This is a genomic window from Escherichia sp. E14S1 (assembly GCF_004211995.1).
Lineage (GTDB): Bacteria > Pseudomonadota > Gammaproteobacteria > Enterobacterales > Enterobacteriaceae > Escherichia.
Window position 1 is genome coordinate 1 of record NZ_RHJQ01000017.1, and the last position, 14,336, is coordinate 14,336.

Here is a 14,336-nt window from a genome sequence, read left to right on the forward strand (position 1 = left end):
TGTCTGACACATATCCTCCTGCGGCAAGCGAAGTAAAACCGTTCGTTCAGTATTCCAGCGTCTGTCAAAGCGTTCGACCGCTAACGCGCGCACCTTTCCCGCTTTAATGATTTCTGCGTCGGGAACATTCAACCCGAATTCTTTTGCCAGCAGCAGACAGTAATACTCATTATCAACACTCTGACTGAGATCGAGCGTCGCGTTGGGCTGCCTGATTTCACCAATCGGCAATTTAATGATATGCGTCGTCGGCGTTATTCCTTTCGGAATGCACCAGTCATTGCCCATTCTGAGCAGCGCGGTCTTCTCCTGCGCGCCAGCAACCGAGATGCGAAAGTCATCTTCCTCCTAATCATGTCTAGCGGGATATCTGCTTTATAAGCCGTTAATACTTCTTCAAGTCTGGCTTCAGTAAGCTTTTCCCATGCCATTATCGGGCGCGTTACGGTTTCGTCTTCTGGTAATAACGTCACGGCGCCAACGCTGTCTCGCCCTATTTCTGACAATAAATCAAACGGTTGTCTGGATTTAGCATGATAACGTTTAACGATCCGGTCGCGTAAAATCGGGCTATCGGGTAACAGGTTATCGAAGAAGTTAAATACGGCATCAGAGGTGATATTCCCCCTCTGCAATGGCAGCGAAAGCGACAATGGCCTGGCATAACGGTTGGCTAACCACTCCGGCGCATACTTAAAGGTATGGGCACCGTTGGCCAGCTTCGTCAACTCGCCTACCCGCTGGTTGTTCATCCACGTGACAAGTTTAGGCATTACCACTCCAGATCTTGCTGATCAGTTGATTCTGGCGAGGCATTTTTCGTGTCGCATAGCGTCATTGATAGCTTAAGCGACAGTAATATCTTAAAAAATGTTGTTAGCGTGGTGTTGTCAGGGTTGTTTTCGAAATTGGAAATGGTCGCCTGTTTTATACCGATTTTTTTCGCCAGCTCGCTCTGCGTCCAGCCATTTTGCTGACGAACCAGTTTCATTGCATTTGCTAATTGCGTTGGGCTATAGATCATCGGAAAGCTTATCATGCCATACGTCCACAAGAAGTTTATCCGCTTTAGGGGATATTTTCAGTTTTATCCTTTAGTGAGGATAAAGTCAATCTGCAAACGCATTTTATCCGCTTTACGGGATAAACACTGCGATAGCCGCGATCGCGGATAAAAACGACCATACAGGTATAGTGCATCTCCACTACACCGGGTGGCGTCAGCCCCATTACCCCGATGCAGTCCATTTTCTTCTGACTTTTCTGTGTGTTTTGTGTGTATTTTAGCCAAGAATGTGATCAGTACCCGATATAGTGGATCACGTCATTGCCACCATACCTGATAGCGTGATGGCACGGTTAGGAAACTTTACCTGGTACAGTGTATCGTGAATGATGATCGGCTCTGATAACGCGATGATACTGAAGTGAAAGCTGTACCCTGTGTAGTGGATCCAGTGAAAGTGCGCACCCGGTATAGTGTGCTTCATGGCTGAATCGGAGTTTGCCGCAGGTAGCCCTGCGTCCACCATCATGACAGACACTGGTCGCAGGACTCGCGAGCCGTATGTAGGTAATCCACTATGCCGGGTGAATGATATGTTGATCCATGCTGACGGACAGCTGGTTATCCACAAAAACGGAGCATAACCTTGTGACCGGAATCCGGATAAGACGAGATAATCATCATTACTGCGGCATCACCAGTAAGGGGTAACCCTGCTCCTCTTTTACTTCAGTTTCTCTATATTCAGCATAAATTCAGACGTTCCGCTGATGCTGGAAGTCGACGGAAAGAACGGGAAGCTGCGGCTGTCACCCAACCCCAGACCCAACTGAATGTGCAGGGGTCCGACCTTATGACACTGGCGTGTCGCCTTGCTGTCATGGTGGTGTCGTATACGGTGCCGGACTGATGTGCAAGTATTATTGTCACAGACATTGCAGAGAACGGGAACAATGATGACTGTCGCTGAAAAGGTGAAAACATATCGTCTGAGAAAGGCATGGTCGCAGGAACAACTGGCTGAAGTCGCCTCTCTTTCTGTAAGGACTGTGCAGCGAACTGAAAAAGGCCAGAAGCCGAGTCTGGAAACACTCAGTGCGATTGCTTCAGCCTTTGATATAAATGTTTCTGATCTCTCGGAAGAGACTTACGTTGCCAGCCAGGCTCTTGATGAACGCATCAGCGAAGCCAAAATTCAGGTAGCACAGGAAACCCGGTTTTATCGGATTCTGGTTACTGCTGTTCTGGTATGCACAGCATTAATGATAATTAACTCTCTGTTTACCCCGGAAAGTTACTGGTCCGTTGTGGTAGCTGTTATATGGGGAGGACTTGTCATACTCAGGGGAATACGCGTGTTTATCATGCGAGGGAAAATCGCCTTATGGCAACAACGCAGGTTGCAGAAAATTCTTCGGTCAGGAAATAAAATATCGAATAACAATACCACTGAAAAGTAATGGTGTGCCGATTCACCTGTACTGAAAAAGATTAACTTTCGTAACTGGGACAACTTATGAATATTGCAATCTTTTTAAGAGATACACCTGTCTGGATATGGATCCTGCTGGCTTTTTTACTGCGACGCGGCTTTGCTGCTCTTTATGTCCGGGAGATGACAATCAGGCGGTTGTTTTTTCTCCCAGTGCTTTTTCTTGTCTGGGGGGCATATGGTGTTATCACTGAGACAGCACTTGCTGGCGCAAGCCTTTCAATGATGGCAGCAGGACTGCTCGCAGGCACGGCTCTTGGATACAGGTTGTGGCGCTTACAGCCACCGCTGAGAGATTCAGATAATCCGGGCATGATTATCAGGGCTGGGACGCCGCTGACCCTGGGGCTGATTGTGATTACTTTTTGCATGAAGTTCATACTTACTTCAGCCATTTATCTGCAACCGGGATTACGGTCATCCGCAAGTTTTTGTATGTTGTTTGGCGGTGTAACAGGACTTATTGATGGCGTATTCTGGGGAGGAACCCTGAGCCTTTTCATCCCTTGGTACAGCAGAAGATGATTAACCGTAACTACCGGTGATCGAAACCCAAAGGACCCGCTATTCATTGTTGTTGGCTCACGCCAGATGAAATTGAAATTTTCGCTTGTGGTAAGCGATGGTCGCACAGTTAGGGTATACCCCAAGGCATAAACGCTATAAGCGTTGTAGGATTGCTCTTGGATCTGTGACAATTGATAACTTACAAAAAGCTTTGCTTAAAATCCGTAAACCGTGGAGAACGAGCAATATCGTTATCCCGTCATTTATTTAATTAAATGTCTGCTTCACAGCAGACACTCAACAGCGCCGTCCGCGTCTATAACTGACCTATCGCGCTTAATGTTCTATATTGCTGTTCTGTTAACCGACTGGGGCCGAGTGACATTTATCGCAAGCCATGCCTAAGTGCGTACAATGAATCGCATAAAAAAGTAACTTATTGATTTTAAAGTACATATAACAAAGATTATGTTAAATGACACATCTGGAAGGCCTCGGTATGCACATTTCAATCTCCCTTGCCCCCCATTATTACGGCAGTCGGAGAAACAACGTTCTCTCCTGCGTTTGTGATGCTTTAAAACCATGATGCAGGTAAAAGCGTCGGGCAGTGTCAGTAAGTGCATGAACCATAATGGCGCGAACACCAATATTTTCAGCGACTCTATAGCATCGCAATACCGCATCATGAAGCAGATCGGCGCCCAGTCCTTTACCGTGGAATGAAAGATCGACCGCCAGACGAGCCAGGATAATCACCGGTATGGGGTCAGGCATATTACGGCGAATATTTCCCGTTGCTTCGACATGATTCACACTACCGGTTGCAAGTGAGTAATAACCAACTACACGTTTTGTCTCTTGCTTGCAGATAACAAACGTCCGCGCAGCCCCAAGCGCCTGATTCTTTAAGCCTCGGTGTTTTAACCATTCATCCAGAACAGCCTCACCGCTAACAAATTCCGCAAGTTGATGAGAACTCGATAAAGGTTCAGGCTGAGTTACAAATCCCACTGTGGTTTCCTTGCCAGAAGTTTTTCTAATGCTGGGTTAGATTCTACCGGTGCATCGATCATATCGATAAACTCGGCATACTGCTCCTCGTTCAAATTAAACACCCTGCGTTCAAGAATGACATTCTCTGCGGCCTGGCAAGCCATTTCGAGGATAAAATCCGTGCGCGACTTATGCAGAATTTCTGCTGCCGTATCTATCAGCGCCCGCTGGGATTCTCTGGCGCGAAGGTTGAGTTGGACATCTGATTTCATGGTAACACTCCGTATAGCATTTGCTATACAGCATAGCAGATTATTGCTGTGTAGCAATTACTATACATAGCGGATAACTGAATCTTTCACCAGAGTGTTACTGACTAAAGGTACTTAATGTTGGCAAGACGGCTGCTGCAACGGATGGGTAAACTATCAGGATGTTGTAACTACGTAATTTTTATTTAAATTCGGGGGCGTTTACTGCCCCCGAAGACGCATTTAACCATCAGAAGCGGTACTCAATCCCTGCGCCAATGGCGTAGTTATAGTTTTGAATACCCGCAGCATCATTGTAATGTTCAGAGTCACCTGTGACTTTATCACGTACAGCTGTGTCACCCCTGCCTTCAGAAAAACGCGTCCAGCTCAGTTCAGTGAAGACACGAGCCTGAGAAGTAATGTGATATCCCGCATTGATAGTCCCTGAGTAATAGTTTGAATTACTGGCACTTTCATTAAAACTCAAGTCACGCAGGTAATGCTCATCATGGTCACGCGCTTCTACCCACGGACTGAATTTAAACTGGGCTGTGATATCAAAATCCTGGTAAATATATTGACCCTTCAGCCCTAAGTAAGGCACCCGGTATTTCTGCTGGTAACCAATGGTACGCTCACCTCGCGGGAAATCGCCCTCATTAGCACCATTATCATAGGAATAATGCCCGCCCTCGGCCAGCCAACTAAAACGGGTTTCTTGATACCCCACCAAAGCACCGAGCTTAAAGCTATCTTCTTTCAGCAACCAGCCAGTAAGGTTCAGATCAAACTGGTTGGCAAAATTCAGGTGCGTGTCAGGACTGCCAGACCAGTCACTCCAGTGGCTTTGCGAAGGATAAGACCAGTCATAATCATCCATACCTGAACCGCGAGATGCCAGCGTTGTCCACCCATTAGCATTCAGCGACAACCATGATAATGGCTCCCAGGTAATACCTGCTTTAATAATCGGCGCATTGTTTATTTTCCAGTTAAGCTGGCTTGCTTTAACCCCTTCATCATAAACAAATTCGCGAGACTCCCCGTTTAACACCGAAAGGGAAGTTTCAACTGACACACTCTCAGGAGAAAAGTTAACGCTCTGGTCAGCATATGCCAATGGCGTTAATGCAAGTAAACCTGCCCCGGTAAGTAATACTCTTTTAAACATCGCTTTTACCCTTATAACCTGGTGGATATGCCTTATGACTGACATCAGCGCACCGATAAATTTTTCAGTTATACCTCAGCAGCAATTACTACTGACTAAATGATGGAAATGCTGTCATTTATGGATATATTTAACCTGATTGGACTATGATATTTTTACAGCCCATAATGCCATACATCCCGCGACTGCAATCAATCAAATTATGCAGAATTACGTGGTTATTCCACATTTTAAAATAGAACATTCATTGACATCAGAACAAATTAAGGTAAAACCCCTAATAAAAACTCAAACAACGTAACTCAAAATACAACACAACTCCAAAGAAATATAATTGATTGATATACATACATATAATCATATCACAAAGATAAATCACTATAGCATCGACGCCAACCAACGCAGTAATAATGGAATTTTATGCTGTGATTTCACATAGCAACCAGACCTATATATTCTAGTTATAAACAACATTACCAGGAATTATAGCAACTGTTATACGCAACAGTATGTTTTCATTAAAAAATACACATAAAACCATAACTATCCGAATATTCCATTATTAACAAAAAATCATTAACATTCTTTAGTTTCTATCACCTCCCAGGCCAGGAGATACAAATTAAACACATTACACCGACGTGCAAATAAACGTCAGCAATACACTGTTCCGCCGTCTGCCTCAGGCAATTTGAACAGAAGAAAAAAGTACTTTAAGGAAGATTGGCACGGATATATTTAAATACTGTCCGCCGTCTATTAACAAATTTCAAACAACAGACTGATGTTATTATGAAACAGAGACTCACGGCCTGCCTGCAAATATTTTTGCAGCTCACGGTTATTTTTATGAACTCCTTTGTTTTTACGTTCCCTGCTCAGGCAGCAACGAATTCGCCGGAGAATAAATCCAAACAAGAAGAAAAAGGAAAGCACTCTGCAAAAACGGCAGCACAGGATGATGGTGACGATAAAAAAATCGCTTCGATCATTACCAGCACGGCTGAATTATTAAAGCAGAGCAACAGAACAGATGCGCTGATATCCTCAGCCATCGGCAGCACTTCTTCGATTGCCACCAGTGAAGTGCAACAGTGGTTGCAGCAGTTCGGAACCGCCAAAGTTAACGCGACCCTGGACCGCAAAATGGCACTCAATAATGCCAGCGTGGATCTCCTGGTCCCTCTTTACGATAACAAGAAGCAGGATCTCGTGTTTACCCAGGTTGGCGCCCGCCGCAATGATAACCGCGATATAGCCAATATCGGTATTGGTTATCGTTACTTCGCTGACCACTGGATGTGGGGCGTCAACACTTTTTATGACCAGCAGCTCTCCGGTAATAAGCATCAGCGTCTGGGCGTCGGTACGGAGCTGGGTGGCGATTTCTTCCGCCTGAGCGCAAACGGTTACCGCCGACTTTCCGGCTGGAAGAATTCAAAACGCTATGACGATTATCAGGAACGCGTCGCCAATGGCTATGACATTCGCGCCGAGGGGTATTTACCCGTTTATCCACAGTTAGGCGCAGAACTGGCGTGGGAGCAGTACTTTGGTGAGGAAGTGGCACTCTCGCAGAATAGCAGTGATAAGCGCCTGAGCAACTCGTGGGCCATGACGCTGGGCGTCAACTACACGCCATTCCCACTGATGACCGTGGGCCTGAACCAAAAAATGGGTAAAGGTGATCAGAACGACACCCAGGTGAACCTCAATCTCAACTGGAAAATGGGCGAATCCCTGGCGAGCCATCTCGATCCAGACGCCGTCGGCGCCAGCAGAACGCTGATGGGTAGCCGTTACGAGCTGGTAAACAGAAACAACGACATTGTGCTGGAGTACCGTAAGCAACAGGTTATCTGGCTGACCCTGCAGGATAAAATTTCCGGCACTGAATCTATGACCCTGCCGGTAAATGTGCAGGTAAAGAGCAAATATCCCCTTGATCACATCCACTGGCAGGCCGACAGTCTGCTGAAAAACGGCGGCAACATCAGCGAGAAAAATGGCGCCTGGTCCGTCACATTCCCGCATTATCATACCGGCAACGCCGTGAAGAATGTCTATGTTGTTTCCGCGACGGCTCTGGATACGAAAGGTAACCAGTCGCCACCGGCGTACATGACTGTGCAGGTTGACAGTTTTAATATTCAACACGCAGTCACCACCGCCAGCGCCGCTAAAATGACGCTGCCAGCGGACGGAGCAAGCAGCACACCGATTAGCGTGACGCTGACCACCGCCAGTGGTGAGAAAGTCACCGGTCAGGCAGCTAACCTCAGTGCTCAAATCACGCAAGCCAACTCAAAACAACAGAAGCCACAAAAGAAAGCCAGGCTGCAAAAGAAAACCAACCTCTCTCCGGCAACCGCGCCAACGCAGGTGCCAGCCAGTATCTCAGCGTTTAAAGAAACCTCGCCCGGTGTGTATGTCAGTACTTTCCATGCCGGCAATATGCCTGGACAGACAACTGTCGATGTTTTCTATAACAAAACTCAGAAGATTAGCAGCACAACCATTACTCTGGAATCTCCCGCTGCCAGCGAGCGCTTTGCTGCCCACGGGATAACCGCATCTGTGCCGTCAGCCCTGGCTAACGGCAAAGATGCCATCAGCCTCACTGCACACGTCGTGGATGCAACGGGGAATCCTGTATCGGGCGTCCCCGTTACCTGGACCACGGATAATGCGCAAGCTCTCCTGTCGGCAACGTCCGCTCGCACCGATGCCCAGGGGAACGCCAGCATCTCGCTGACCAGTTCCCAGCTCCTGAGTACAACAATCAGCGCCCATCTCGATAACGGCGAAATGATTAAAAGTGAAGCGCTGCAGTTTATTGCGGATAATGCCAACGCAGTGATCAGCCAGATTGATGGCGATAAAACCGGTGCTATCGCCAATGGCCAGGACACTATCATCCTGCAGGCCATCGTGACCGATACCAGCAACCACCCTTTACCAAACCAGACCGTGAACTGGGCCATTAGTTCCGGTAGTACCACAGCACATCTGGCTGGCAGCCAGAGCCAAACCAACGAGAATGGCGTGGCAACCATGCTTCTCACCTCCACCAGTGCCGGACAGGTTACCGTTTCCGCCACCACCGGAGACAAGACAACCGGGAAAGCGGTACCAAAACACTCCATTCCTCTGACTTTTGCGGCCGACGCCAAAAGCGCCGTGCTGAAAAATATTACACCGGATAAGACCACGCTGCTGGCCGACGGGAAAGAGAGCGCAACGCTAACCGTTATTATAGAAGATGCGTTAGGTAACCCATTAAAAAATGTCCAGATCGACTGGAGTACCCTCAGTACTACCGCGCATTTTGCCCCGACAACCGCGCTGACGGATGACGAAGGCAAAGCTACAACCCAGGTTAGCTCCTCTGCTGTGGAAGATGTGGCACTGACGGCTGCCCTCCAGGGGAAGAAGATGACCTCCCCGACGTTGCATTTTACGGTTGATAATAAAAGTGCTGCGGTAACGTCGCTTAACACCAGTAAAGAAACCGCCATTGCCAACCTGAATGACGCCATTCAGCTGACTGCACTGATTTGCGATGCACACCAGCATCCTGTATCCGGCAGCCCGGTGAAGTGGACCATTACGTCCGGTAAAGGGGTACTCAGCACCGAGCAGAACACCACCGATGCCAGTGGTTACAGCAAGGTCATGCTGACGTCAGCCTCAAGCGGGGATGTGGTGGTTACTGCCAGCACCGCAGGCAGTAGCGCAGTGGCTTCTCATAACCTGCATTTTATTGCCGACAGCACTTCGGCAAAAGTCACCGACGTCACCGTGGATAAAAAACACGCCGTTGCCGACGGAAAAGAATCTGTAACCTACATCGCGACAGTAAAAGATGAGAAAGGCAACGCCCTGGCAAGCCATAAAGTAACATGGCATGCCTCCGGCGCTGGCGTCATCCTTTCTGCAGCAACCACGCAAACTGATGCTTCCGGGATAACCTCGGTCACACTGTCGGCGCTGAAAGCCGGTACAGCCAGCCTCTCTGCACAGGCTGAAGCAGGCGTTGCGTTTAATGCTTCCCCGGTAACCTTTACCGGAGACACCCGCACCGCACAGCTTACTGACCTTAAAATCAGTAAACAGAATGCGCTCGCCAACGGCACCGATGAAGTCACCTTCACGGGTACAGTGATGGATGCGAACAGTAACCCGCTGTCGGGTATCAGCATCAACTGGAGCGCAACACCTGCCACTGGCCACCTGTCCGCGGCCTCTGGTACGTCAGACAGCAACGGTAACGTGACGGTATCCCTGGCTTCAAAACAACGCGGGGCGCATCAGGTTACCGCTCTGGTGAACGGTAAAGCAATTACCTCAAACAGCGTGATATTCACCGAGGATGCCGCCACGGCCAGCCTGTCTGCCCTGAATGCAGACAAAACCAGTATCACCGCCGGTACAGGCAGCGTCACGCTGACCACTCAGGTGCTGGACGCATCCGGCCATCCGGTGGCGAATAAATCTGTCGTCTGGAAGTCTGACAATGCCGCGGGGGTTTTCAGTGAAACCACCTCGAATACCGACGCCCAGGGTAATGCGAAGGTGACCTACAGCAGCACCCGTGCACAGGCCACCACGATCACCGCATCCAGTGACAATAACAGTCAGAAAACCGTGAAGCTAACCATCACGCCCGATGTCAAGAGCGCAAAACCTGTTGATGTCAGTGTCAATAAAACCAGCGCAACGGCGAATGGCAAGGATGTGGTCACCCTGACCGCCAGAGTGGAAGATCAATACAAAAACCCCGTCAGCCAGAGTGATGTTAACTGGCAGATCCAACCGGCAGGTAAGTATCATCTTACCGGTAGCCCACAAAAAACCGATGATCAGGGCCGGGTTACCGCAACGCTGGCTTCAGAGGATGTGGTCGCCTGTCAGGCCGTGGCAACCGCTAACGGTGTGAACAAATCGTCTGCAACCATCAACTTTGATGTCGACGCAGCCACCATCGGTGTTGCCGCCCTGACATCGTCCACAACATCCGATATTGTTGCGGGCAAAGATATCATTACGCTACGGGCCGTAGTCACTGACAGCAGCGGCCACCCTGTTGCAAAGCAAATAGTTTACTGGAGTTCTGATAACACCACTGGCGATTTCTCGCCAGCTGCTGCCAGCGAAACCAACAGTCAGGGTATCGCGGAGATGAAATATAAGGCCACCCGTTCCGGTGCCACGCATATCACGGCGAGTTCCAATCAAACCAGCCGGGATATAACGGTGAATATTATCGGTGATATGACCACCGCGACCCTGTCTGACAGTAAAGTGGACAAAACCCAGGCCGTAGCCGATGGCAATGAACAGATAACATGGTCGGTCACGGTGAAAGATGCAAACGGCAATATCCTGCCTGGCGCACAGGTTAACTGGAGCAGCAACGATCCGAAGCTGATCTTCGCCAGCACCAACAGCCTTGCGGATAATCAGGGGGTTGCAACCATGCATTTCACCTCCACACACGCCGGGCAGACAACTGTTTCCGCCACCACCGCGAACGGTGCAGCGAAACAAACCACCACGCTGACGTTTGTTGCCGACGCCAAAAGCGCCGTGCTGAAAAGCATTTCACCGGATAAAACCACCCTGCTGGCCGACGGAAAGGACAGCGCTACGCTGACTGCTGTCGCAGAAGACGCACAGGGTAATCCGTTAAAGAATGTCCAGATCGACTGGAGTTCAACCAGCAACACCGCACAGTTAACCGCTACGACCACCCAGACGGACGAGCAGGGACATGTCACAGTCCAGGTCAGTTCTCCGGCGGTGGAAGAGGTTACGCTGACTGCCACGCTGCAGGGGCAGAAGCTGGCGTCTCCGGTCCTGCACTTTATGGCGGACAGTAAAACCGCCGCGGTAACTTCACTTAACGCCGACAAAAAAACTGCCGTCGCCAACCTGAATGATGCCATTCAATTGACGGCGCTAGTCACTGATGCCAGTAAGCATCCGGTGATCGGCAGCCAGGTGAAGTGGGTTATTACGTCCGGTAAGGGAACGCTCAGTAGCACGCAGAACACCACCGATGCCAGTGGCAACAGCGTGGTAACACTAACGTCACAGTCAAGCGGGGATGTGGTTGTTTCCGCCAGCACCGCGACAGGTGCCGCAGTAGGTTCACAAAGTCTGCACTTTATTGCCGACAGCACTTCGGCAAAAGTGACTGGCGTCACCGTGGATAAAACGCAGGCTATTGCCGACGGCAAGGAGCTTATTACCTACACCGCAGCAGTAAAAGATGCTAAAGGCAACCCTGTTGCAAATCATAAAGTGACCTGGAGCGCTTCTGGTACGGTTGTTACGCTTTCAGCACCGAGCGCAACAACCGGTGCTTCGGGCGTCGCGTCCGTTACACTGTTGGCGCTCAAAGCCGGTACGGTCAGCCTCTCCGCACAGGCAGAAGCAGGCAGTGCGTTTAATGCGCCACTGGTAACCTTTATCGGTGACGCCCGCACTGCGCAGCTTACCGACCTGAAACTCAGTAAACAGAACGCACTCGCTAACGGCACCGATGAAATTGTTTTCACGGGGATTGTGGTGGATGCAAACAATAACCCGCTGCCGGGCATCAGCATCAACTGGGCGGCGATACCTGCAACGGGTCTTCTGTCGGCAGCGTCCAGCACGTCAGACAGCAATGGTAAAGTGACGGTATCTCTGACCTCAAAACAACGTGGGGAGCATCAGATCAGCGGTAACATTGGCCATGTTGCCAGCGGAGCACTGGCAACATCAGGTACAGTGAAATTCACTGAGGACGCGACGTCTGCTACGCTGCAAAGCCTGACGGCAGATAACACCAGTGTCACAGCCGGTAAAGGTATTGTTACGTTGACCGCCCAGGTTCTGGACGCATCCGGTCACCCGGTCGCGAATAAACCTGTTGTCTGGCAGTCTGACAATGCCGCAGGTGTTTTCAGTGAAACAACGTCGAACACCGATGCGCAGGGTAACGTGAAGGTGACTTACAGCAGCACGCTCGCGAAAGCCACCACCATTACGGCATCCAGCGACAATCACAGCCAGAAAACTATTCAGCTAACCATCACGCCTGATATACAGAGTGCAAAACCGGTTAACGTCAGCGCCAGTAAAACCAGCGCAATGGCGAATAACAAGGATGTGGTTACCCTGACCGCCACCGTGGAAGATGAATACAAGAACCCCGTCAACCAGAGTGAGGTGACCTGGCAGATTCAGCCAGCAACAGGTAAATATCATCTTACCGGCAGTCCGCAAAAAACCGACGCCCAGGGTCAGGCTACAGCAACGCTCACCTCAGAGGATGTGCTCGCTTATCAGGCCGTGGCAACCGTTAATGGCGTGAACCAGTCATCTGAAACCATCAGCTTTGGTGCCGATGCGACTACCGCCACAGTCTCTGTGCTCATCCCATCCACAACAACGGATGTGATCGCAGGTGATAGCATAACGCTGAAAGCCACAGTAACGGACAAATCCGGTCATCCTGTTATTAACCAACGTGTTAACTGGAGCTCCGATAATACCAGTGGGATTTTCCAGGCTAATAATTACAGTGACACCAACAACCAGGGTATTACAGAGATAACCTATTCTGCCACCCAGGCCGGAGCCACGCACATCACGGCGGAAAGTAATAACAGTCACCAGAACGTGACGGTGAATATGATTGGCAACATTGCTACCGCGACTCTGTCTGACAGCAAAGTGGACAAAACCCAGGCCGTAGCCGATGACAAGGAACTGGTGACCTGGTCAGTTATAATCAAAGATGCGCATAGCAATCCGGTTGAGGGTGTCCAGGTCGACTGGACCAGTAACAACCCAAATCTGACGTTAGACGGCACCAGCAGCCTGACAGATAACCAGGGCGTCGCAACCATCACCGGACACACAAAAATCGCAGCCACAACAATTGTCACCGCCACGATGCCAATAAGTGGCACACAGCTTGCCGCGCCCGGAGTCACCTTTATTGGCGATGTTAAAACAGCAACGATATTTGATTTAACGTATGCAAAAAACCTTATTAACAATGACGATTCGGATATGTCTACTTATTACGCTACGGTTAAGGACATCAATAATAATGTGGTTCCCGGTGCCACAGTTAACTGGCAGACGACGCTGAACGCCCTTTCTGCTGCAACTTCGAAGACAAATAATTCTGGAGTCGCAACTGTCACACTTAAGGGGCGTGAGGAAGGAAAGGCTACAGTCACTGCTCTCATTAATGGTTCGACACAACAGGACAGCAACGTTGTGTTCTTTAACGGTAAACTATCCAATAGCTGGGTCATCAACACAGACTCAGCCATCTATAAATCTGTTACTTTAGAAACTCGTGCTTCAGCGGGATTTGTCACTGTCTCCCCCACAATGGGCGCGGAAACACTCTCTTCCGGGGCTGGCTATGCGGAAATTACGACACCTGTGACAGATGAAAATGGCAACCAATATACGATTCATCTGAGGGGTAACCGCGTAACTCAATGTGGAGAAAGCGTCTTTAATTCTGCCTATAATTCTTGTTCAGCACCCAATCTCACCGCCAAACTTACATGGCTTCGTAGTGATAATAGTGAGATTCCCCCCGGTCATTACACTGGTCAGATTCACTTTATGGCCCGTAACCGTTGGAGCTGGGCTGTTGATTTCAACATTGATCTGGATTTAACCATTAGCTAAACAGAAATCACGCTAGCACCCAATAAAGGTGCCTGACTAACGCAGTGAGATTACCCACCGCATCAGCTTAAATAACATCTAATGGCCTGCGCAACATTTATTGCGCAGGCCATTTTTTATCAAAAATACCCTGATATTACCGATTTTTTTGGACTATTGACCTGACGCGTATTGGCTGAAAATAGTGCTATCAGAGTTCCATCA

Annotated in this window: 8 protein-coding genes and 1 pseudogene; 4 read left to right on the forward strand and 5 right to left on the reverse strand. The window is 49.3% G+C overall.

Annotated features, from left to right (window positions below):
* Both D9734_RS18250 and hipB read right to left on the reverse strand, forming a co-directional pair.
* A pseudogene (locus tag D9734_RS18250) lies at nt 1–773 on the reverse strand (HipA N-terminal domain-containing protein); the annotation flags it as partial.
* Nucleotides 773–1,039 (reverse strand): type II toxin-antitoxin system antitoxin HipB, encoded by a 267-nt coding sequence (hipB, locus tag D9734_RS18255; RefSeq protein ID WP_130209497.1) that lies wholly within the window; start codon nt 1,037–1,039, stop codon nt 773–775. The pseudogene D9734_RS18250 and the gene hipB, both read right to left, overlap by 1 nt.
* A 449-nt stretch (nt 1,040–1,488) precedes the next feature.
* On the opposite strand from hipB, the gene D9734_RS23265 reads away from it, so the two are divergent.
* From D9734_RS23265 to D9734_RS18265, 3 genes are all read left to right on the forward strand, one after another.
* Nucleotides 1,489–1,650, forward strand: coding sequence for a hypothetical protein (locus D9734_RS23265; RefSeq protein WP_165382765.1), 162 nt, complete (start codon nt 1,489–1,491; stop codon nt 1,648–1,650).
* Between the two features lie 312 nt (nt 1,651–1,962).
* Complete coding sequence (locus D9734_RS18260) at nt 1,963–2,466, forward strand: helix-turn-helix domain-containing protein (RefSeq protein WP_130209643.1); 504 nt, start codon at nt 1,963–1,965, stop codon at nt 2,464–2,466.
* Nucleotides 2,467–2,522: 56 nt separating this feature from the next.
* On the forward strand, nt 2,523–3,023 hold the full coding sequence (locus D9734_RS18265) for a DUF6622 family protein (RefSeq protein ID WP_130209499.1): 501 nt from the start codon (nt 2,523–2,525) through the stop codon (nt 3,021–3,023).
* Between the two features lie 513 nt (nt 3,024–3,536).
* Here the strand turns inward: D9734_RS18265 and D9734_RS18270 are convergent.
* From D9734_RS18270 to D9734_RS18280, 3 genes are all read right to left on the reverse strand, one after another.
* Nucleotides 3,537–4,019 carry a GNAT family N-acetyltransferase gene (locus tag D9734_RS18270; RefSeq protein WP_130209501.1) on the reverse strand — a complete coding sequence of 161 codons (483 nt, stop codon included), beginning with the start codon at nt 4,017–4,019 and terminating at the stop codon, nt 3,537–3,539.
* Complete coding sequence (locus tag D9734_RS18275) at nt 4,007–4,273, reverse strand: DUF1778 domain-containing protein (RefSeq protein ID WP_130209503.1); 267 nt, start codon at nt 4,271–4,273, stop codon at nt 4,007–4,009. Before D9734_RS18275 ends, D9734_RS18270 begins: the two co-directional genes overlap by 13 nt.
* 229 nt (nt 4,274–4,502) lie before the next feature.
* Complete coding sequence (locus D9734_RS18280; protein WP_130209505.1) at nt 4,503–5,426, reverse strand: omptin family outer membrane protease; 924 nt, start codon at nt 5,424–5,426, stop codon at nt 4,503–4,505.
* An 849-nt stretch (nt 5,427–6,275) separates the two neighbouring features.
* On the opposite strand from D9734_RS18280, the gene D9734_RS18285 reads away from it, so the two are divergent.
* A complete protein-coding gene (locus tag D9734_RS18285; protein ID WP_165383294.1) occupies nt 6,276–14,132 on the forward strand; it encodes an Ig-like domain-containing protein in 7,857 nt (2,618 codons plus the stop codon).
* Nucleotides 14,133–14,336 lie beyond the last annotated feature (204 nt).

Coding starts and splice junctions, on each gene's coding strand:
- D9734_RS18275 (WP_130209503.1), bottom strand. CDS start 4,273: ATGAAATCAGATGTCCAACTCAACCTTCGCGCCAGAGAATCCCAGCGG.
- hipB (WP_130209497.1), bottom strand. CDS start 1,039: ATGATAAGCTTTCCGATGATCTATAGCCCAACGCAATTAGCAAATGCA.
- D9734_RS18260 (WP_130209643.1), top strand. CDS start 1,963: ATGACTGTCGCTGAAAAGGTGAAAACATATCGTCTGAGAAAGGCATGG.
- D9734_RS18285 (WP_165383294.1), top strand. CDS start 6,276: ATGAACTCCTTTGTTTTTACGTTCCCTGCTCAGGCAGCAACGAATTCG.
- D9734_RS18280 (WP_130209505.1), bottom strand. CDS start 5,426: ATGTTTAAAAGAGTATTACTTACCGGGGCAGGTTTACTTGCATTAACG.
- D9734_RS18265 (WP_130209499.1), top strand. CDS start 2,523: ATGAATATTGCAATCTTTTTAAGAGATACACCTGTCTGGATATGGATC.
- D9734_RS23265 (WP_165382765.1), top strand. CDS start 1,489: ATGGCTGAATCGGAGTTTGCCGCAGGTAGCCCTGCGTCCACCATCATG.